Raw genomic sequence first — 20,039 nt, 5'->3', positions numbered from 1 at the left:
AACTTATCTGCCATCAGATAAGTGTGGGGTCTTATTTCAGTTCCGTCTGTAACAAATTGTCCATATCATCAAATGCCTGATTTTCTCCACCCATTGCCCAGATAAATGTATAATCAGAAGTTCCTGCTCCACAATGAATACCCCAGGATGGACTGATCACAGCTTCTTCGTTTTTCATAATGATATGACGTGTTTCAGTTGGCTCGCCCATCATGTGAAATACAACATGATCTTCCGGCACTTCAAAATACATGTAAATTTCCATACGGCGTTCATGAGTATGACACGGCATACTGTTCCATACATTCCCAGATTCCAATACTGTCATCCCCATGGATAATTGACAGGTCTCTAATACATCCGGATGAATAAATTGATTGATTGTACGTTTATTTGAAGTTTTTGCTTCTCCAAGCGGTCTCTTTGCTGCATCCTCAATAGGTATAAATTTTGTCTTGCAGACCCTGTGTGCCGGTGCGCTTACCATATAAAATTTTGCAGGATGTTTGGCATCATCACTTCTAAACAACACTTCTTTTGTTTCTTTTGTTATATAAAGACAGTCTTTATATCCCATTTCATATACTACGCCATCTGCCTCAATGCTGCCTTTTCCGCCAATATTGAAAATACCAATTTCACGACGTTCCAGAAAATAATGAGTCCCAAAGTTTTTCCAGCAATCAATTCCCTTGTCAATAGCAACGGTTTCTGTCGTTGGCATGCATCCAAGTGTAACCATGCGGTCAATGTGTGAATATACTGCCTTTACTTCATTTTCTTCATACAAGCCGTTCACCAGAAACTCTGAACGAAGTTCTTCTGTTGTGTACCTTTTTATATCTTTTTGATTTACTGTATAGCGAATCTCCATTTATCCCTCCTGAAATCAGCCCATATGATATCCCGCCGGCCTTTTGTATATGGTTGTTTTAATTGTATTCTTATAATGTAGTTTGTATACAAGTCTCTTTTGTTGTATACATACTAACATATTGTATTTATCCATTCAATGTACATATTGCTACAAAAATCATTGAATTTTTAGTTGATATTACCAAAAAGTGTTTCAAAAAGGTACCTGACACCATAAACTGTAGTTTATGGTGTCAGGTACCTAATACCGCTTGTATTTCAATAGCAATAGTAGTACGCTTGAATTGTAACAAACGTAAACATCAAGAAGAAAAGACAAGGAGGCATTTATGAAAAACCCTGATTCCAATTCCATAATTCCGCCATGGGTCATAATTCCTTTTGGTGGCTTGTTGGTACTTGGTTTATGCTACATCGGTTATTTTGCTGTCTACATGCTGATTGAATCTGTGTTCTTCCATGATGCACCCACATCAGTACCTGCAGGCATTATTCGCAATTCGTATACTGTTGTGCTCCTTTTACTTTATTTTGCCCTGCTTCGCACAAAGATATCAGACCTTATCAAAGCAATCATTTTTATTGGTCCGATGACCATGCTGATCATTGCCGTGATCCTGGCATTTTACCTGACACCAGTCGTAGCGGCAGTATCCACAGCGGCAATCGCAGTTTGCTGTCTTTTCCTGCTGTACAGGTATAAGAAGCCCTGGATCTATTATTATGCTGCGGCGATATCGGTTGTGGTGGGAATCGCATACGCCTGGCCGCGAGCCTGAAAAAAAAGGTACCTGACACCATTAAATACTGTTTATGGTGTCAGGTACCAAATCCCCGGGGTCACGTACCCTGGTATACCGTATCAGATAAGGAAGTGAACTTATGCCCGAAGATAGATTAAATAAAGTCAGCTGCAGCAACTATAGATGTGAGATCGAAGTTACCCTGGAAATCCTGAGCGGAAAATGGAAATCCCTGATTCTCTGGAATCTTCACAATCATGAAACAATTCGATTCAATGAATTCAAAAGGCTGATTCCGGAGATCACTCAGAAAATGCTCACACAGCAGTTAAGAGATCTGGCAAAAAATGGGCTCATTGAGAAAAAGATTTATCCCCAGGTTCCCCCAATGGTAGAATATTTTCTTACTCCACTGGGAAAAGAGTTGATTCCCATTCTGGATGCAATGGATCAATGGGGCAAGCACTTTGTTGATAGCTTCAAACACACACGGAAGCACTAGGTGATACGATCCTGGGAAAAAGAAAGGCTATAGCTGGTTCATATACCGGCTATAGCCTTTTTCATAACTTTAGAAGTTTACTTCTGTTCCATAGTAAGTGGCTTCAAATAATTTTTTCATTTCTCCCACAGAGATCTCTCTTGGATTTGTACCTGTGCAGGCATCCCTTACTGCACCTTCAGAAATCAGATCTAAGTTTGACTTGAAGTCTTCTTCTGAGACTCCGAATTCCCTAAGAGTCGCCGGCATGTTCATGGCAACTCTGAACTCTTTCACCATCTGGATTAAGGATTGAACTAATTCTTCTGTTGTTTCACCTTTCAGACCAAGTCTCCTGGCGATATCCGCATAAGCCGCCCTAGCAGATTTTGCATTGAACTGTATTGCATACGGCAGATAGATTGCATTTGCCAGACCATGAGGAATGTTGAAAATCTTACCTGTCTTATGAGCCATTGAGTGAACGATTCCCAGGATTGCATTGGAAAATGCCATACCCGCCATACTCTGAGCGATATGCATCTCTTTTCTGGCTTCTTCATCCCCGTTGAATGATTTCACTAAGTGCTCAACAGTCATCTCGATTGATTTCATGGCTACGGCATCCGTGATTGCATTTTTAGCGGTCGAAACGTAAGCTTCAAAGGAATGCGTTAAGGCGTCCATACCGGTATTGGCAACCAGGAATGGCGTCATGCTCTGAACTAAGTTCGTATCCACGATTGCGACGTCCGGAGTGATGTTGTAGTCGGCAATTGGATATTTGATGCCTGTTTTCTCATCAGTGATGATAGAGAATGCTGTTACTTCTGAACCAGTACCACTTGTGGTTGGAATAGCGATAAATCTTGCCTTTTTTCTTAATTCCGGCAGGTTAAATGGCTTAGCCGCTTCTTCAAATGTGAATTCAGGATACTCATAGAAAATCCACATTGCTTTTGCTGCATCGATTGGAGAGCCGCCGCCAATACCGATGATTAAATCCGGATTAAATTCCTTCATTGCTTCAGAACCCTTCAGAACGGTTTCAACAGAAGGGTCATTTTCAACACCCGAAAATACGGATGTTTCAATATTCGCTTCCTTTAACAATTCCTGTATTGCAGGAACTGTTCCATCCTTTATCAACCTTTCAGAACCGATCATCAGCATCGCTCTCGTTCCCTTCTCTGACTTCAAATACTCTATCGCATTCTCACCGAAATAAACATCTCTTGGAATTGTAAATCTTTGCACTTTTTGTTTCCTCCTAAATCAATAAACTTGAAATTCTGCTCGAATTTCTTAACTGTCCTCGTTACAAATGTAAGTATAGAGCGATTGTGGATGTTTTAAAAGAGGGCACTTTTCGGTAGGAAAGTTACTAAAAGGTGTGAATTGCGTGATTCCTGGGGTTTTAAAAAAATGGTACCTGACACCATTAAATATTGTTTATGGTGTCAGGTACCGTTTTTTTGTTTGCGCTTTTTACCTGATTCCCGCAGATGTGACGTCGATGACAAGCCCTGCAGAAGAAAAAATTGGTACCTGACACCATTAAATATTGTTTATGGTGTCAGGTACCGTTTTTTTGTTTGCGCTTTTTACCTGATTCCCGCAGATGTGACGTCGATGACAAGCCCTGCAGAAGGAACATCAATGACAAGCCCCTGGTTTGTGACCGGAAGGAATGCCAGAAGGACAGCAAGCATACATACAGAAAGAATTTTCTTTTTCATACTGTCATTTCCTTTCATAATTAATCGGTGACTGTACACCAAAACTATTATAGCATAGCCGACTGCAAAAAAACCATACCGGTCTCTGCCCCTGGAGGTAGTACCTCAATTCCTTCAATTCCTTCAATTCCTTCAATTTTTCAATTCTGGATATCGGGAGGCGGTTCCTGATCCTCGCCATTATCGTGGCCCACCCGTTCCTCATATCTCAATATTTCTTCCGAAACATCTTCAGCGTACAGATTGTTCTCTACATACTGCTTATACAGTATCCGGTTCCCGGAAAAATAATCCAATATTTTTTCATCGGCAGTCAGTTCGCACTTTCGCCTCCCCAAATAGACACAGTAACTGCTCCACCTGTAGTCCTTCGGCATCTTTACCATCTTCGCCTTGACCGGATTCAGATGAATGTACCTGCTGGTCTGCATCATATAGGAATCAGTCTCGATAAGTTCCGAAGTGAATCTTCCCTGGAACAGATGGCCGCTCAGATCGTACTTCTGATTGAAGTATTTTGTGTAATTTAACAGGAGGCTTTGCATGATTTGGCCGATTGGCGTATTGATCGTCTGGATCTGCAGATGGATATGATTTGTCATTAGACAATAAGATATTAAACGAAACGGATACTTGCGCTGCACTTTTTTCAACATCTTCAGGAAAATTATATAGTCCTCTTCCTCAATAAAAATCTGGTCTTTACGGTTCCCGCGGTTCATTACATGATAAACTGCCCCGGGATACCACACTCTTGGTTTTCTCGTGATTTCATCATCTCCTGATAATTTATTCAGATTGGTTTGGTTGGATTTTAATAAGATTTTAATAAGATTTTTATAAGATTTGAATAGAAATGGGTTGTAGATATGTTTATATTACCTTATGAATTTGAAAATTTCAACAACAAATGTGATTTATTTGGCATCTATCGATTGGTACCTGACACCATAAACTGCAGTTTATGGTGTCAGGTACCAATACGTTTTGCTCTGAATTTTCCCCATATCTGCGTCTGAAAATAATCGTATGCCTTATCATAGACAAACCATGCGATCTGTCCTCCAGCCCAGAATATGGCCAGCAGGTCTGCGCTTATATCACCGGCGAATAGAAGCTGCGGAAGAAAAAGTAGCGCCGGTATGTAAAGCAGATTAAATGCAGCCAGTTTCGTCAAAAAGAATGCAATTCTTTTCGATTTTATGATATCCATTCTCAAAAGCAGAAGATACATGGCCTCCCTCATTAAAATATAAGCCGAAAGCCCGGCGAAGGTTACAACATACATTTTGTTTGGAGCAAGGAGAAATCCGAGCAGTGCGCAGGCAATAAAAAAAGCCGTTCCCATGCGTAGTCCGTATTCGCGCACTGCGGCTCCCACAAGATATGAAGCAGCAGCCAGAAAAAACAAGGTATTGCTCTCGATCACTGCCGACAGCACCAGGATTATCGATATAATCGCCGCCAGCAGTCCCAGAACAGCTGCCTGCTTTGCTTTTACATGCATGAACAGATATCCCCTCCCATACACTCGCACAAGGTATCCGCACACCATAAATCACAGCAGAAATTTCCCGATCCGCAGGAGGAACCGCCATAACCGTAGCCGGTGCTGTTGCTTTGATATCTTCCGTTTCCCCATTGAAGCCTGTTGAGCAGGTCGCTGTATTCACGGTTGTTTGGTTCCATACTGGCAGCCGTTCTGGCATGATTCATTGCTTCTATATTATTTCCAAGACCTGCCTGCGCAATTGCGCTGTAGTAATTCCATTGTGCGCTGTGGCTGGATATTTCCGAAAGGACACGCAGCGCTTCTCTGTAATGCCCTGCATTGAGATAATTGGCGGCAGCAGACATTTTCTGGCTGTCCTCTCCGGACTGGTATGCCCCGGAATTATACTGTGATGATGTGCTCTGCGAGGAATACCTGTATGCTCCCTGCCCTCCATTTGCTCTTCCGTCAATGATCTGCTGGTATGCTTCCTGGATCTGTTTGAATTTTTCCTCTGCAAGATGTGCCAACGGGTTATTGGCATTTGTATCCGGGTGATACTTTTTGCTTAATTCCCGGTATGCTTTCTTTATTTCATCTTCCGATGCATTGCGTGATACTCCTAATATCTGATATGGATCTGTAGTCATTTATTTTCGTTCCTCTCATTACTGTTTCGTTTTCTATGCAAAGTCAGCAGCACAAAATTGCTTCGCCCTGGCAGACTCCAGGACTGGGCTCGGGCGCTTTTGCGACACGATTTCCGCCGGGCTACTGAACCGTTATTTTCTTTTTTCCTTTTTTGGCATAATACCTGGTCCAGACACCGCCATACAGAATATTCCTTAAAATCTCTGCATCTTCCACACAGGGAAGCATTTCGAAGCACGCTGCACTTTCCGAAATCATCATTTTCAATATTTCGTGGCAGAACTCCTCATAGTCTGTCCTGTCCTTATAATCAATCAATGGATTATAGCTTTCGTTTTTCAAATCATCCTCCAGATCCATATAGGCATCTATCAGATAAATATATTTTCCCAGAAAAAAACCGAGCCTGCGAAGAGTTTCCTCCCAGGCATCTTTTTTATATACAAGCAGCTCTGCCATCAGCGTGCCGAAGCATCCGCTTACCAGGTCCAGGCTTTTCTCGCCTTTCTCCTCATATTCCTGCAACTGCTTCAAAGAAGATTCTATCACTGCGCACTGACGTGGATATTGCTTTTCAATCCTGCCGTATTTTTTTCTTAAGATCGCAATTCCGGCCAGCCCGTTTATTTTTTTCTCGTCCTGCCAGTCATCCCTGAAGTGATGATAGGCAAGCGCAACATTCATATCTGCTGCATATGCTGTGATTTCATTTGTAAAAAAAGTATGCTTTTTTACCGGATGTACCATGCAGCGCTTTTTTTCGCAAGCAATCTCAGGTTCATACAACGACGAAAGAAGGATGACCAGAAATGTCATATCATAGGTCAGCGTCATCTGTCCGGCTATTCCATGCCTTTGTTGAAGAACATTGCACAATCCGCAATAGTATGCACGATATCTGTCATACTCTTTCATTTTTAATTCCGGTTTATTCACCGTTACATAGCCAAACATAAGATCCGATTCTTTTCCTTTCGTATTTACTGCCTCATGGACATTATAATCCCAATGGCGACAGGAATGCTATTAAAAAACAATAAAATTTGGCGCCTTGTGATTGTGATTTGGTACCTGACACCATAAACTGCAGTTTATGGTGTCAGGTACCGTTTTTTAAACTGCAGTTTATGGTGTCAGGTACCGTTTTTTCTCATATGCCTTTTCACAATTACATTGCCTATGCAATGAATGGCTTTTGTGATAGTTCAATAATAATCGAATTTTCGACCGTCTACCTTGACCGAAATCAAGTTTTTAAAATTTATTCAGGCTACTTGCGTGGCAGGGGGACTGGACATTTAACGCAATCACCAGCATCTATTTACAAACACGCTATTCCGTGTTACTATATACCAGTAATAAGTAATACTGCATACAAGTCATACAGAATAGACAGGGGGAGTTACATTGGAGAATCTTACAGAAATGCTCAAAGGCGTGTTGGAAGGCTGTGTTCTTGAAATCATCAGCCACGAGGAAATTTACGGTTACGAAATCACGCGCCGGTTGAACGCACTTGGCTTTTCGGATGTTGTGGACGGGACCGTTTATACCATCCTGGTGCGCCTTGAGAAAAACAAGTTGGTGGAAATCACGAAAAGGCCATCCGATATGGGGCCGCCTCGAAAGTTTTTCGCACTCAATGACGCGGGACGCAGGGAACTACAGAAGTTCTGGGAAAAATGGGAGTTCGTATCATCAAAAATCAATGGGTTAAAGGGGGAATTATCATGAATTTTGGGGAAAAAGCCACTGGAAGCGATATGACCAAAGAATTGAAGGCATTTGAAGCGCGGGCACAAAAGCTGCCGGCCGATTATCAGGCGGCATGGGAGGAAATAAAAGCAGCTCTTTGGCCGCACGCAGATTTCACCGGCCGCAACCTGATTCCAATTCTTGACGGTGTGCTTGGCATGCTCGAAGAAACGGCGGCGGACGGCCAGAGTGTCCGGGAGGTTCTGGGTGACGATATCAAAGGTTTCTGTTCAGCGCTGGCAGGCGAAGAGGGGGCAAATTCCTATCGCGACAAGTGGCGCGAGCAGCTCAACAATAATATTGCAAAAAAAATCAGATGAGAAGGGGAGAAAAATGATCATAAAGGATATCATCGAAGACAAGAAAAAGTGGCGGGCGCACGTGGCACGTGTCAAAAAGCTCCCGCAGGATTATCAGACTGTTTATAAAGAGATTCAGAAATATCTCTTCAAGGTCGGCCCCGTTGAGCTGACTGGTGGGATCGGACTGCTCTCGGGTATTATCGATCTTTTTGAAGAGGGTGCGGCCTTGGGTAAAGGCGTGCTCGAAGTGACGGGCAGTGACGTGGCTGCTTTCTGCGACGAGCTGATCAAGGATTCGAAGACCTATGCTGACAGCTGGCAGGAATCTGCTGATCGGGACGTTGATAAGGCTATGAAAAAAATGATGGGGAAAATGAAATAAATGCGTGCGAACTTTTCTTTTTTAATGGCGTTTATTTAATATATTTCTCTTTTATACTCTGGTATTTTTCACCATTGAGTACATTTTTTATACTTTCATTATCATAACAACACACTGTGATTTTCTGTCAAGCATATTCCTGCGTGTTTATACTTTTTTAATGGTGTCAGGTACCAATATGACATGGTTGGTACCTGACACCATTAACCCGGCACGCCGTTTATCCATCTTTTTCAACCGCCCAGTCCCGATAATCCTCATAAATATGCTGTTCCCAGTCAGATATCTCCTCGCAGGCATCATGTTGCCAGCTTTTCAGAATTTTGTCGATCGGAGGCTTTTTGATAAAGCCTGTCTGCATAGCCAATACAACTGCGATTGCCATCACCAAAACGCCAATGATTACAGGACCCAATAATCCATATTTCTCTTCTTCTACGGTATCTTCGAATTCTCTGCGCTCCCCGCTTTTTCTTCCGTCCGTGTCATCAGATGGCATACCCCTCACCCTCTCCTCTCACGCCTTATTTTCTGTCATTTTACCGTTTCCAATGGTTGTTGTCAATCATTTCAGCATACTGTTTCTATTTCCGTATTTGCGGGTACCTGACACCATAAACTCCAGTTTATGGTGTCAGGTACCAAATGGCACAGTGTCAGGTACCTCCGTTTCCATACCCTGCATCCAGCCTCTTCAGACCGAATACGAAAAGACAGCTCACAAGGCAGATCACAGCCAGCATCTTGTACAGCCCGGACAGGCTCACAAATTCCAGCACAGCTCCTCCTCCCACGTTTCCGATCAGACTTCCTACCCCCATTGCCGCCGCATTGATAGTCAGCGCCGTCGTCCTCATTTCCTGCGGGGTCGTCCGCGCAATAAAATCATAGGTGGATATCAGGAATAACGGGTAGGTCAGGGACTGCATGGCCTGGACCGCTATCAGCATCTCCGATGTGGTGCCGACAGAATTCAGGAAATAGCGGACCGCATAGAAGAACAGGCCCGCAAGCAGAATGTTGATATCACCGAAGCACTTCAACAGCCGCGACCCCATCTGCAGCGAAGGGAACTCGCTCATGGCGATAACGAATCCGACAAGTCCCAGCTGAAAAAAATCTCCGCCATTATGGTTGATCAGAATGCTCATGTACGCGTTGTTCGCGCCAAAGGAAATGCTCAGGAATACGATTAGGAGTATATAATACAGAAAACGCCTGTCCCGAAGCTGGATTCCCACATCCTTCACCTGGAGGATCGCACCTGTAGTCTGTCCCTTATAATTGATGCGGCTGACGCAAAGCAGGGCAATGACTACGGCAATCGAATATCCAATAAAATTCGTATTGATTCCCAGCATCTTGACCACCATGCCCATACTGAAAGATACCAGTGCGTATCCCAGAGATCCCATGAACCTGATTTTTCCAAAATGCAATTCCTCATTCTGGCTGATAATCTCATAGGTATAGGCATCCGTAATCGTGTTGATTGGCGCCTGAACGCCAAAGAACAGCACGATAGCTACAGCAATTGCAAAAAAGCTGTCCGCGAATACCAGGGCGTATATCGCAAAAGCACTCAGCCCCATCGTGATCATGATGGAGGCTTTCTTATAAGAATACCGGTCTGTAAAAAAGCCCCATATCGGATTTGCCACCACCCCTGTTACGGACCACAGGGCAAACATGATTCCAATCTGTTTCAGATCCAGCCCCTTGCTCTGGAGATAAACGGCCAAAAAGGGGAAAAAACAGGCCATAGAGCCGAACATGCTAAAATATATAATTTTAAGATTCCTATCCAATTGCTTTACTATCATAGTCCTCACCACTTTTTCTTAATCTTATCTATAAGATTACCATACCATCATGGCCGCCAAATGTGTATCATCATTTTTTGTTTTATGCTAATGATTTTCGTTTCTGGTTTTCAAATCGGGTACCTGACACCATAAACTCCAGTTTATGGTGTCAGGTACCAATGTCATTCTTGACTTAATATAAGCCAGGGGCTAATATACTAGATGAGCCTAGAATATTTGAAAAGGCTAAAAAGGAGGCTTCTTATGGAAAATAGAGAGCAGATCGGTCCAGGGTTTTATAAAGGAAATAATCACGTAAGAAGAAAATTCATGTGTACTCTGGCAGGAGAGCAGGTTGCGTGGAAACCATTTTTATTTTATATTGCAAAGATGTTTACAATAACAAAATATGATGAGGATAGTTTTGAGCTTGTAATCATAACAAAAAATCAATTGGAGATCTTTTACAAAAAAGTGAAACATTATAATGGCCGTGTTGAAGAGCACAATTACGAAACGGCCCGGAATGCTGGGGATGCATGGAAGAAAGACAGAATATCTCAGACGGAAGATGCAGTGATTGCTAGTATTTTAAAATAAACGATAATCGGGTACCTGACACCATAAAGAAAAGTTTATGGTGTCAGGTACCAATATGTTTGCATTAACAAAAAAGTAATTCCAATCAGGGACGATAAATATGCCTGGTCGGAATTACTTTTTTTGTTCATGGTATGTTTTTGTTTATGGTTTTTTTATGGTTTTTTTATATTTTTTTTATGGTGTCAGGTACCAATAACGTGGTGGTGTCAGGCACCAACATCAGGTACCCTCTTCATAAAACTCGCAATGATCGAAGCCAATATGCTCACTCCAATCAGGCTGCTGATGGAAACAATCGTTCCAACCTGCGTGGAATCCCCAAACATGACGATTCCCTGAAACAGATCAACAAAGGAACCAACCGAGTCCGCCAGGAGCTGGAACAGGGCCACGCTGTAGCATGCCGTAGCGGCGATGATCAGATAGTCGTTATCGTAGAAAACCAGGACTATGTCTATCGCAAGGCCGAGGATTAATGCACCCCAGATTATCGTGTTCATGGCATTGTGAGCCGAAGCCCATGTTACATAACGAATGATCGAGACGATGGCGATCAGGCCGGCAAATGCCGCAAAATAGAATCCTGCTGTTTTTTTACTTAAAATCTCCTTCATGCTGCCGTTACCTCCTCTTCACTACTCTGCTTCTTATCTTTCATAATAATCCGTGTTAACTTGAAAATGCTTAATAAATCAAGCACAGCAAATAATGCAATTGCTCCGTACATCACCGGCTGCCACCATGGGGTGACTGATACGACCTTTGAATCTGCGCTGTAGCCGTTCATAACATTGCTGTTTGCAGTGACATACAGGATGTTTTTTGCTGCGGTTCTGAGGCTGCCCAGCAGGTATCCGTCATCTGTTGACGTGATAGCTTCTGTTATGACGCGCGCGCTGGTTCCGGAGAAATCCAGGCAGTAGGAATCAGTACCGGCAGTAAGATTTGTGGTGTAGTGGGCTTTGTAGCCTTCTGTCGCTCCGGCTGTCGCATCTGTTTCTATGTGTCCTGTGAAGCCCCATTCGTTGCGGATCACCTGGTTGTTCAATGCTGCACTGGAGGAACATCCGATGAGGCCGAGGCGGTTGAAGCCCTGCATTAGGGCATGCCCATCCGCTTCTGTAACTGCTGCTTCAAATCCTCTTAAAGATCCTTCACGGAATGCCTGTTCATTGAAAAAGCAGGCAACGCCTTCCCTGTTGTTTTCCTGGTCATTTCCTGCAATATGCTTTGCCCCGGCATTCACGCCCTTTGACTGCATTGCAGTTATGTATGGTATCTCACAGAGATAATTCATGTTTGCATCTTCTGAAAAGTATTCGAAGTTTCGTCCGCCGAAAGGCGTTCTGTGCAAATCTCCGCCCGGACCCCAGAGTTCCATGATTCCGAGGAACAGACCTTCTTCGCCCAGCAGCTCGCCGCGGCGTTCGATCAGCTCCTTGTTATAAGTCGAAGCCAGGATGCTCTCGCTTGTGTAGCAGTTTGTGGGAGCGGTGAAGCCGTATTTCGCTTCGTCGAAAGCTGAAACCATGCCGCCGATTCCATCAGGACCGTCGCCTACCGCTACTGCCGGCTTGTCAATGGATACGATTTCCTTGGTGCCGAAACTATCCGCGATCAGGGAAGCCATTTCCTCAATCGTAAGCTGGTTCAGGAAGGTCTCCCACTGGGTGTCGTTATAGTCCACTCCATGCATCGTCACAAGTGAGATCCCCTGATTATCGCCCTGTGTAAAATCACTTACTGATGGGGCATCTTCAGGTTTCTGGTAGAGTTCTCCGTTGTAGATCTCCATCATTTCCTCTGTCATGGTTACCTCGACGGCAACCGGGTAGGTTTCCTGCCACCCGCTTCTGGACAGATAGGTGACTGCCCCGTCAATCCAATGGTTCAGGTCCGCATCTTCAAACTGGTTCGTGACCTTAACTCCTGCTTCCGAAGTGCTGTACTTTTCTGCGTCGAACTTCTCTTCCCAGGTATAGGTTTTTTGTGTATTGCCTGCTGCCGCAGCTCCTGATAAATCGACCATTCCCTGGGCGTCCTTTGCTGCAAGCACATTGTTTAATGCATCGTGGGCATTGTCGCCAACGGAAATGTAATACTCTCCCCCGCTCATGATGTACCCTTTTGCACCGACATAATCGTAGCTTGCCAGGAGGTATTTATCGCATTCGACAGTCAGCGTTTCGGATTCGCCCGGCTGAAGAAGCCCTGTCTTGCCGAAGTCAAGCAGCTGGATCGCAGATTTTTCGACCTGGTTTTCCTGCTCGTATTCGCCGTAAGGAGTCTGGGCATAAATCTGAGCCGCAGATTTTCCGGCTGCATTGCCTGTGTTTGTTACTGTAACCGTTGCCGTGATCGTGTCCTCTCCTACTTCAACGCCATCCAGCGTCTGGTCAAAAGTGGTATAGGATAGTCCGTATCCGAATGGATAAATGACTTCCTTGGTATAGTTCCAGGCATTTCCCGTGGAGGATCCTGCTGATCCGTCCGCATGGTAGCGGCCGAGGACCAGATCCTCATATCTGGTTTCATAATATTTATAACCGATGTAGATGCCTTCCGCCTGGACTGCGTAGTAGGAGGCTTCCTTATCCAGATCTCCTGTATTGGCCAGCACTTCATCCAGATTAGTCCAGGTCTGATTGCTATAGCTGTTGTTTACGCAGGCTGGTGCAGACATGGAATTTGCTGCATAGGTTTCTGTCAGACGTCCGGATGGATTTGCTTCGCCTGTCAAAATGTTTGCAACGCCCTCAAATCCTTTTTCGCCGGGACAGCCAATCCAGAGGCAGGCATCCACGCCATATTCATCCAGCCAGCCAAGTTCCATCGGATTGCCGCTGTTGATCAGAACGATGGTCTTTTCAAACCTGCCAGAATCCTGGATCATCTGCAGCATGTCTTTTTCCTTCTGATGCAGCGCCAGCTGGCTGATCCCCTCTTCAGGATCTTCCATGAATAATTCACTGCCTTCGCCGCCCTGTCTTGCCAGCATGACAATGGCTACATCATGATAGTCGTCCTGCCAGGAGGCTTTCAGTTCATCCGTATAGAACGTGATATCTTCTTCTCCGAATGCCCATGTGGTCGTTTCTTTCGTGGCGAAATTAAAGCCTGCCGTACTGCGTTTTGTCGGGCTTTCCACATACGCATTGAATAAGGTGTCATTAATTTCAAATCCTGCATCCTTTAATGCCTGATAAAGGCCGACTCCCTCTTCCGTCGTGGAGGCGCCTGAACCTGCCGAGCTGTTTCTGAACAGCGGCTGGGCAGTTGCGTGTCCAAACAAAGTGACGCTGAGTTTGTCCGAAGACAGAGGCAATGCACTGTTGTCATTTTTGAGCAGTACCGCCCCTTCTTCCTCCTCCGTTACTGTCTGTTCATGGGTATCCGCAATCAGTTTCTTCAGATTCTCCCCATTCAGCTCTCCGTACCCGCTCTTGTAGTATTCGGTATCAGCTGCTTCCTCGTCTCCCGTACTCACAAGCTTGCTTGTGGTGATGCCAAGAGCCCCGTTGATTGTGCCGGCATAGCTCATTGCACAATTCGTTCCGATGATTGCAAAGCACAACAGAAACGAAAAGACAGATGCAAGGCCAGTCCACAGTTTGTTCTTTTTCATAATGTTTCCCCTTTCATGATATATATATAAGAAACCGGAGTTTCCGGATCTTATTTTTTAATGCTGACACAGGATTTCCTGCAGGTTCTATATCTTGCGCACAACCTGCAGCCCGCCCCTATTTCTTGAAAATGATCTTCAGGATCGGGAAGTACACCCAGAAGGAAACCGCACAGTTGATCAGCATTGAGATCATATCTGCCAGGGTCTCGCCTGCCGTCCCCATATTCCAGGTGTTGATCAGAAGGTTGTAGACCGGCGCCTTGTATAGTCCCTGCAGGGCGGCTGCGCCGATGGTGATCAGGAAAAATGCTACGACGTACCAGAACGCCGCCCTCCTGATGCTTCCCTTCGATTTGAAGGTCACGTTACGCTGTGCAAAAAAATTGATGACCTGGGCGACGGCCAGCGTCAGCTGCACCGCCAGAAAATATGCCAGGCCGCCTCCGCCCCCTTCCGCCAGTATTCCTGACGGATAATCAAAGATATAATAGGGGCTTCCATCGAAATTATGGCCCGCCTGCAGGATCTGAAAGCTGACATCTGCAAGTGCCGTCTTTAAAAATATCCCTTTCAGGATCGGCATAAGCATCAGCTGAAGCACTGTGATCAGATTCGACAGCACGAAGAACACGATAAATTCGGCAAAGGTGGGATGGTTCTCCTGGAATCCCCGCCACACGTCCTTCAGTTTCACAGAAATGGTCATTTCCCTTCCTCCCTTTTGATCGGAACGGTGACGCTGGTATCACGGGTCACATCGGCAACGCTGACTGTAACCTGCCCTGCATCGCCTGACCTGATCACTGCCAGAGCCTCCCCGTAATAGGTATCCGTATAGGTGTGGAGGTATCCCTTTGGATTAAAGGGGCAGGCATTTCCAAGCCCAAGAAGCGTCCCTCCCTCCACTTTTACATGGAGCATATTTCTCTCTAATGGTTTTAGAATGCCCTTCCCGTCGCAGTACTGGAGCCTTACGTACAGCAGTCCGTTTTCCTTCACATGGTCTGCCTCCGGAACAGCCCGCAGCAGCGTCTCTTTCCCTGCCGACTGCAGCGTGGACCTGGAGATCTCATTTCCCTCACGGTCATAGGTGACAGCCGTCACTTCACCTGATTCGTATCTTGCCTGAAAATGCGCCACGCAGTCTTTTTTGAATTTCTTCCTGCCGATCTTTTTCTGATTGACGTACAGCTCGACCTGATATGCCCTGGCATATACTTCGATGAATGCCTTCTCTCCCTCACATCCCTCCCAGGACCAGGACTGTACTGCATCCGTCATTTTCCATGCCGACGGCGAGTGCTTTCCCTTCTGCCCGAGGGGGCGTACTGCCAGGATAGGCGTATCTGCACATTCAAAGGCCGTCTTCGTGTATGCCGCCTCTGCAAGGGGCTTTCCTGTGATATCGATGCGGCCGCTTCCTGCAGTCATCCATCCGGCAGGGGACGCGCCCTTTGGCGCATAATTCTCATACACCCACGCACCGATTCCGACTTCGCCGAGATAGTCCATGCCCGCCCATACAAAATCGCCGATTATCCTTGGATTCTTTTTTGCCAGTTCCCAGAAGGCATATGCGTCCTTGCAGAAGGTCTCGCTGCCCAGGATCAGGCGCTCCGGGTACTTCTTCAGGTCGTGTTCGTAGCGGAGGATTCCGTAGTTATATCCGGCGATGTCCATATTCGCATAGGCATCTCTCGTCTTCACATCGCACCCGTGAAGGGTGGCACCGATTTTCATTGTCTTGTCCCCGAGGAGGCCGGCGAGCATATTATAAAATTCGCTTCCGACCGGCTTTTTCTTCTTTTTCCCGTTGCCGGCGTCCTGGCCTTCTTTCACGGCTTTCTCCGCATTCTTCTTTGCTTTTTCATCGCTGTAGACGCCGAACCCGATCGAGCTCAGGTAGTTGAAAAATATGTTGACTCCGCAGGTTACCGGCCTGGAAGAATCCAGCTGGTGCAGATACTCCGTCATCTGGCCCGTAAATTCGATGCCGCGCTCCTGGGCCGTTTCCGAAACTTCATTGCCGGTGGAATACATGATCACGCAGGGATGGTTATAATCCTTATTTACCATGTCCCTCAGATCTTCCTTCCACCAGTCAGACACATAGCCCGCATAATCATATTCCGTCTTGTGGATGTACCACACGTCCACATATTCATCCATCACCAGCATTCCAAGCCTGTCACAGGCCTCCAGAAGCGCCTTCGAACATGGATTGTGGGCGGAACGGATCGCATTGTATCCATTTTCCTGCAGGATCCTCACTTTTCTCTCTTCCGCTTCCGGATAGCAGCAGGCGCCAAGAAGGCCATTGTCATGGTGGATGCAGGCGCCGCGGAGAATCACCCTTTTTCCGTTCATCGAAAATCCATCGTTGCCGTCCCAGTTCAGGGTACGGATTCCAAAGCGCTCTTCCCTTATGTCCGTCCCAAAGGTAACCCTGCACCGGTACAGATCTGGCTGCTCCGGATTCCAAAGCTTCGCATTGGGAACCTTCATCTTTACGGAACAGCTGCCGTGGGTCACGGCTGATGCCCCTGAAACCATCACATCTCCGTCATAGAGTTCGATTTTCACTTCGCCGGGAGCCGTTGTCGCCACCTCGACGTAAATCTCTGCAGGTTCGATGCCCAGCGTACGGATCCTGATTCCCGTCGGCAGTATATGGGCTTTATCCGCAACATACATCTGCACCGGGCGGTATATTCCGGAGCCTGAATACCAGCGGCTGTTGGGCTGGTCTGCATTCCGGGCCACGACCTGGATCAGATTCTCCTCGCCATATTTTAAAAAGCGGTCTGCCTCCACATAGAAATTCGTATATCCATAAGGGCGGTACGCTGCTTTCTCACGATTCAGGAATACCTCGGCATTGCGGTATACTCCCTCAAATTCAAAAATCACATTCTTGTCCCTGTATTCCTCCGGCACAAAAAAGGTTTTTGAATAAAGATAATCCCCTCCGTCAAAATAGCAGATGTTGCCTCCTCCGGGATTTGTTTCCGATCGCTTCTCAGACAGCATTGCATCATGGGGCAGATTCACTTCTTTTACAGCTGTTTCATTGTCATCGCCATCCTGATTCAGGCGTTTGAATTTCCAGTTTTCATTAAAATTAATACACTTCATATCTTTCTCCTAAATTCTTATTTCTTGGACAGGCGCACAGTTAGCCTGCAAATAAGCAACAGCCCTGCGTTTTTTTATTGGAGTGTCAAAAGCACATCGTAAACCTCGGCTTCGTCAATTTGCACAGTCGCCAGCTGCGGCACAGTCATACAATAAAAAAACTTCCTTCAACATCTGCTCTCTGGCAGAAACTGTTGAAGGAAGTATATAATACTGCTATTTAATTTTCTATATGTTCAGCACAGCCTGTCGTTTTCGACTACATAACCTGCTCACTTCTGCAGGGGAATCAGTATCTGCAGCCTGAACAAGCCTCTTTCCGTGTTGATCGTAATGCACCCGTTGTATTTTTGGACCGTGTACTGGATGCTCTTAATGCCGTACCCATGGAAGTATGTCTCCTCCTTCGTGGTAAGGGGAAGGTCATCCTGAAAAGTCAGTTCTGTGTCAAAGTAATTCTCAACCTGGATCATGAGAAGATCGTTCTTTGTAAAAACTTTAACGACAATCACTTTCTTCTCTTCGTCTTCAAGCTTATCCACGCCTTCAATTGCATTGTCCAGGGCATTTCCAAAGATGGTGTACAAGTCAATGATGTCAATAAAGTCAAGCTCCGTCCCGTCCGCGATGCAGGATAATGTAATCCCGTGTTCCCTGCAAAACAGGCTTTTTTCCATGATGACCGTGTCCAGGGCCTTATTTCCCGTATCTACGGAAGAATCATAGATCATGATCGCGTCCTCCATGCTGCTGATAAAAGCATCCTTCTGCGCGCCATTTTTCATGGTGCCCAGGGCCCTCACCTGATGTTTCAGGTCGTGGCATTTCCGGTTGATGATATCGATATTTTCCTGGGTGAGCTGGAACTGATCCTGCTGCTGGTGCCACATATAATCCATCAGATCAAGCTCATGCTGCAGATGGAGGGCTTCCTTCTGGCTTACCTGTCCCCACAGAAGGAATGCGCAGGCAAACATATCATAAATCTGGCAGACCATTCCCAGATACCTTGTGTCTTCCGTATAAAAATGCTTCTTGAGCACGCTGATAATGAGGACGATCAATATGATGGCGATCAGGGGCACTGCTGATTTTTTTGCCCTGAAATCCACCTTTCCACGCTCGACCAGCTTCTTCACGACCACATGATAGAACAGCGTGTAAATGATGATATAAATCATCAAATAAATGCCGAGTATCCATTTCGTTTCGCCAACGGCAAGCTTAAACAGCAGGCTGCTCTCGGAAGCAAAATGCTGTATGGCAAACCCGCAGATGGCGCAGTAAACAGACTCTGCCAGGGTCAGCGCGCAGCTGAACCAGATGTAGGGAATGCAGAAGAAGAAAAATACCGCCCAGAACAAAAAGGATATGCCCGTCAGGCCGGAAACAGGATAAAGCTGCCACAGGAAGCCGGCTGCCGCCAGTCCTGCCAATGTCGCTACAATATAACGCCTCCAGAAATGCGGCCTTTTCTCCAGCAGGAAAATGAACATGCTGCAGGCCGCAAACAGTTCCAACATATAATTGGCGCCTTCCAAAAATCCATAACCGAACATTACTTGATCCCCCCTATATAATCAGCTACCGCCTGCATGAATTCCTTCTTTTTTGGGCGGCTCATCTGCAGCGGCTCGCCTGCCACCATCACTGTATTCTGCATGATCCCTGTAACATACCTGAGATTGACCAGGTAGCAGTTGTTGCACCGTTTAAAAGGCTCTCCCGCCAATACCTGTTCAATCTCCTTCAGGGAGCCCTGCTGTTTGATCACTCCGTCAATGGTATGAAAATACAGATCATGCCGCATGACTTCAATATAATATATATCTGATGTATTCACTTTTTTAATGCTGTTTTCCGTGGTCAGCAGTATGCTTTTCGCTTCCCTGCGTTTCAGCATCTTGATGGCATTTTCCATCTTTAAAGAAAAAAGGAAATAGTTGATCGGTTTCAGCACAAAATCCAGCGCTTTTACTTCATAACCTTTTATCGCATACCTTGCCATGTTGGTGATGAAGATGATCATTACTTCCGAGTCAATCTCCCGGATTTTCTTTGCCGCCTTCATGCCGTCCATATTCGGCATTTCAATATCCATCAATATGATATCGTAATAAGGCCTGTAATGTTCCACAATCTTTTTCCCATCTTCAAAGACGGAAGTCTCAATCTCTATCGAAAACTCCTCCTGGTATCTGTTCAGATACTCAGCGATCTGCTCCTGATAATTCCTGTCATCCTCTACGACTGCAATATGAATCATTTTTCTTCCCCCAAGATATAATTTGCACAGCACTATCCTTAACTGCCAAGACCATCTGGTATGATAAACTGCTACATTAGTATATCAATAGAGTAGAGAAATAATAGCTAGTATTATTTCCCTCTCATTGAACCGTACGTACGGGTCTCGTATACGGCTCTACAATTTATATTCCAACGCT

The 20,039-nt window shown here is 45.5% G+C and carries 21 protein-coding genes; 6 read left to right on the top strand and 15 right to left on the bottom strand.

All coding sequences use genetic code 11. The annotated features are described in order from the left end of the window. Window positions 1-31: 31 nt before the first annotated feature. Entirely contained in the window at window positions 32-874 is an 843-nt protein-coding gene (gene kduI, locus BJR36_RS10580; RefSeq protein ID WP_091233879.1) for a 5-dehydro-4-deoxy-D-glucuronate isomerase, read from the bottom strand. A gap of 331 nt (window positions 875-1,205) precedes the next feature. On the opposite strand from kduI, the gene BJR36_RS10575 reads away from it, so the two are divergent. After that, a complete protein-coding gene (locus tag BJR36_RS10575) occupies window positions 1,206-1,655 on the top strand; it encodes a hypothetical protein (RefSeq protein ID WP_091233877.1) in 450 nt (149 codons plus the stop codon). Between the two features lie 103 nt (window positions 1,656-1,758). Further along, entirely contained in the window at window positions 1,759-2,121 is a 363-nt protein-coding gene (locus tag BJR36_RS10570; RefSeq protein WP_091233875.1) for a winged helix-turn-helix transcriptional regulator, read from the top strand. A gap of 69 nt (window positions 2,122-2,190) precedes the next feature. On the opposite strand, the gene BJR36_RS10565 is transcribed toward BJR36_RS10570, so the two are convergent. The 6 genes from BJR36_RS10565 to BJR36_RS10545 form a co-directional block, all read right to left on the bottom strand. Beyond that, window positions 2,191-3,357, bottom strand: a complete 1,167-nt coding sequence (locus tag BJR36_RS10565; RefSeq protein ID WP_091233874.1) for an iron-containing alcohol dehydrogenase — start codon at window positions 3,355-3,357, stop codon at window positions 2,191-2,193. Window positions 3,358-3,704: 347 nt separating this feature from the next. Beyond that, the gene (locus BJR36_RS20890; RefSeq protein WP_278276585.1) at window positions 3,705-3,839 is read right to left on the bottom strand and encodes a hypothetical protein; all 135 of its coding nucleotides are present in this window, start codon (window positions 3,837-3,839) and stop codon (window positions 3,705-3,707) included. Between the two features lie 140 nt (window positions 3,840-3,979). Next, the gene (locus BJR36_RS10560; protein WP_242875530.1) at window positions 3,980-4,561 is read right to left on the bottom strand and encodes a transposase; all 582 of its coding nucleotides are present in this window, start codon (window positions 4,559-4,561) and stop codon (window positions 3,980-3,982) included. A gap of 248 nt (window positions 4,562-4,809) precedes the next feature. Next, window positions 4,810-5,346, bottom strand: a complete 537-nt coding sequence (locus BJR36_RS10555) for a hypothetical protein (protein WP_091233872.1) — start codon at window positions 5,344-5,346, stop codon at window positions 4,810-4,812. Next, a complete protein-coding gene (locus BJR36_RS10550; RefSeq protein WP_091233870.1) occupies window positions 5,337-5,981 on the bottom strand; it encodes a DnaJ domain-containing protein in 645 nt (214 codons plus the stop codon). The genes BJR36_RS10555 and BJR36_RS10550 overlap by 10 nt, the downstream gene beginning before the upstream one ends. A 121-nt stretch (window positions 5,982-6,102) precedes the next feature. Next, window positions 6,103-6,936 (bottom strand): DUF5685 family protein, encoded by an 834-nt coding sequence (locus tag BJR36_RS10545; RefSeq protein WP_091233867.1) that lies wholly within the window; start codon window positions 6,934-6,936, stop codon window positions 6,103-6,105. 453 nt (window positions 6,937-7,389) lie between these two features. On the opposite strand from BJR36_RS10545, the gene BJR36_RS10540 reads away from it, so the two are divergent. Genes BJR36_RS10540 through BJR36_RS10530 form a run of 3 tightly spaced genes read left to right on the top strand, consistent with a single transcriptional unit; the run spans window position 7,390 to window position 8,421 of the window. Beyond that, window positions 7,390-7,716, top strand: a complete 327-nt coding sequence (locus BJR36_RS10540) for a PadR family transcriptional regulator (protein WP_091233865.1) — start codon at window positions 7,390-7,392, stop codon at window positions 7,714-7,716. Then, window positions 7,713-8,057 carry a DUF1048 domain-containing protein gene (locus tag BJR36_RS10535; RefSeq protein WP_091233862.1) on the top strand — a complete coding sequence of 115 codons (345 nt, stop codon included), beginning with the start codon at window positions 7,713-7,715 and terminating at the stop codon, window positions 8,055-8,057. Before BJR36_RS10540 ends, BJR36_RS10535 begins: the two co-directional genes overlap by 4 nt. Then, on the top strand, window positions 8,038-8,421 hold the full coding sequence (locus tag BJR36_RS10530; protein WP_330387891.1) for a DUF1048 domain-containing protein: 384 nt from the start codon (window positions 8,038-8,040) through the stop codon (window positions 8,419-8,421). Before BJR36_RS10535 ends, BJR36_RS10530 begins: the two co-directional genes overlap by 20 nt. 220 nt (window positions 8,422-8,641) lie before the next feature. Here the strand turns inward: BJR36_RS10530 and BJR36_RS10525 are convergent, their stop codons facing one another. Together BJR36_RS10525 and BJR36_RS10520 are read right to left on the bottom strand one after the other, a co-directional pair. After that, complete coding sequence (locus tag BJR36_RS10525) at window positions 8,642-8,920, bottom strand: hypothetical protein (RefSeq protein WP_091233859.1); 279 nt, start codon at window positions 8,918-8,920, stop codon at window positions 8,642-8,644. 157 nt (window positions 8,921-9,077) lie between these two features. Continuing rightward, the gene (locus BJR36_RS10520) at window positions 9,078-10,244 is read right to left on the bottom strand and encodes an MFS transporter (RefSeq protein WP_091233856.1); all 1,167 of its coding nucleotides are present in this window, start codon (window positions 10,242-10,244) and stop codon (window positions 9,078-9,080) included. Window positions 10,245-10,490: 246 nt separating this feature from the next. Between BJR36_RS10520 and BJR36_RS10515 the strand changes: the two genes are divergently transcribed. Then, a complete protein-coding gene (locus BJR36_RS10515; RefSeq protein ID WP_091233854.1) occupies window positions 10,491-10,826 on the top strand; it encodes a hypothetical protein in 336 nt (111 codons plus the stop codon). 209 nt (window positions 10,827-11,035) lie between these two features. Here BJR36_RS10515 and BJR36_RS10510 read toward each other — a convergent pair whose 3' ends face one another. The 6 genes from BJR36_RS10510 to BJR36_RS10485 form a co-directional block, all read right to left on the bottom strand. Then, window positions 11,036-11,443, bottom strand: a complete 408-nt coding sequence (locus BJR36_RS10510) for a hypothetical protein (RefSeq protein WP_091233852.1) — start codon at window positions 11,441-11,443, stop codon at window positions 11,036-11,038. Continuing rightward, window positions 11,440-14,454 (bottom strand): beta-glucosidase, encoded by a 3,015-nt coding sequence (locus BJR36_RS10505; RefSeq protein ID WP_091233850.1) that lies wholly within the window; start codon window positions 14,452-14,454, stop codon window positions 11,440-11,442. Before BJR36_RS10505 ends, BJR36_RS10510 begins: the two co-directional genes overlap by 4 nt. A 118-nt stretch (window positions 14,455-14,572) precedes the next feature. Then, window positions 14,573-15,163: a hypothetical protein gene (locus BJR36_RS10500; RefSeq protein WP_091233848.1), complete on the bottom strand. Its 591-nt coding sequence runs from the start codon at window positions 15,161-15,163 to the stop codon at window positions 14,573-14,575. Continuing rightward, complete coding sequence (locus BJR36_RS10495) at window positions 15,160-17,592, bottom strand: glycoside hydrolase family 2 TIM barrel-domain containing protein (RefSeq protein WP_091233846.1); 2,433 nt, start codon at window positions 17,590-17,592, stop codon at window positions 15,160-15,162. Before BJR36_RS10495 ends, BJR36_RS10500 begins: the two co-directional genes overlap by 4 nt. Window positions 17,593-17,864: 272 nt before the next feature. Continuing rightward, a complete protein-coding gene (locus BJR36_RS10490) occupies window positions 17,865-19,151 on the bottom strand; it encodes an ATP-binding protein (protein WP_091233841.1) in 1,287 nt (428 codons plus the stop codon). Beyond that, the gene (locus tag BJR36_RS10485) at window positions 19,151-19,858 is read right to left on the bottom strand and encodes a LytR/AlgR family response regulator transcription factor (RefSeq protein WP_091233836.1); all 708 of its coding nucleotides are present in this window, start codon (window positions 19,856-19,858) and stop codon (window positions 19,151-19,153) included. Before BJR36_RS10485 ends, BJR36_RS10490 begins: the two co-directional genes overlap by 1 nt. Window positions 19,859-20,039 lie beyond the last annotated feature (181 nt).

The sequence above is a fragment of the Anaerobium acetethylicum genome, assembly GCF_900096945.1.
Classification (GTDB): Bacteria; Bacillota; Clostridia; order Lachnospirales; family Lachnospiraceae; genus Anaerobium; species Anaerobium acetethylicum.
The sequence above is the reverse complement of the archived record's forward strand: the minus strand, read 5'-3'. Positions and strand labels throughout refer to the sequence as shown.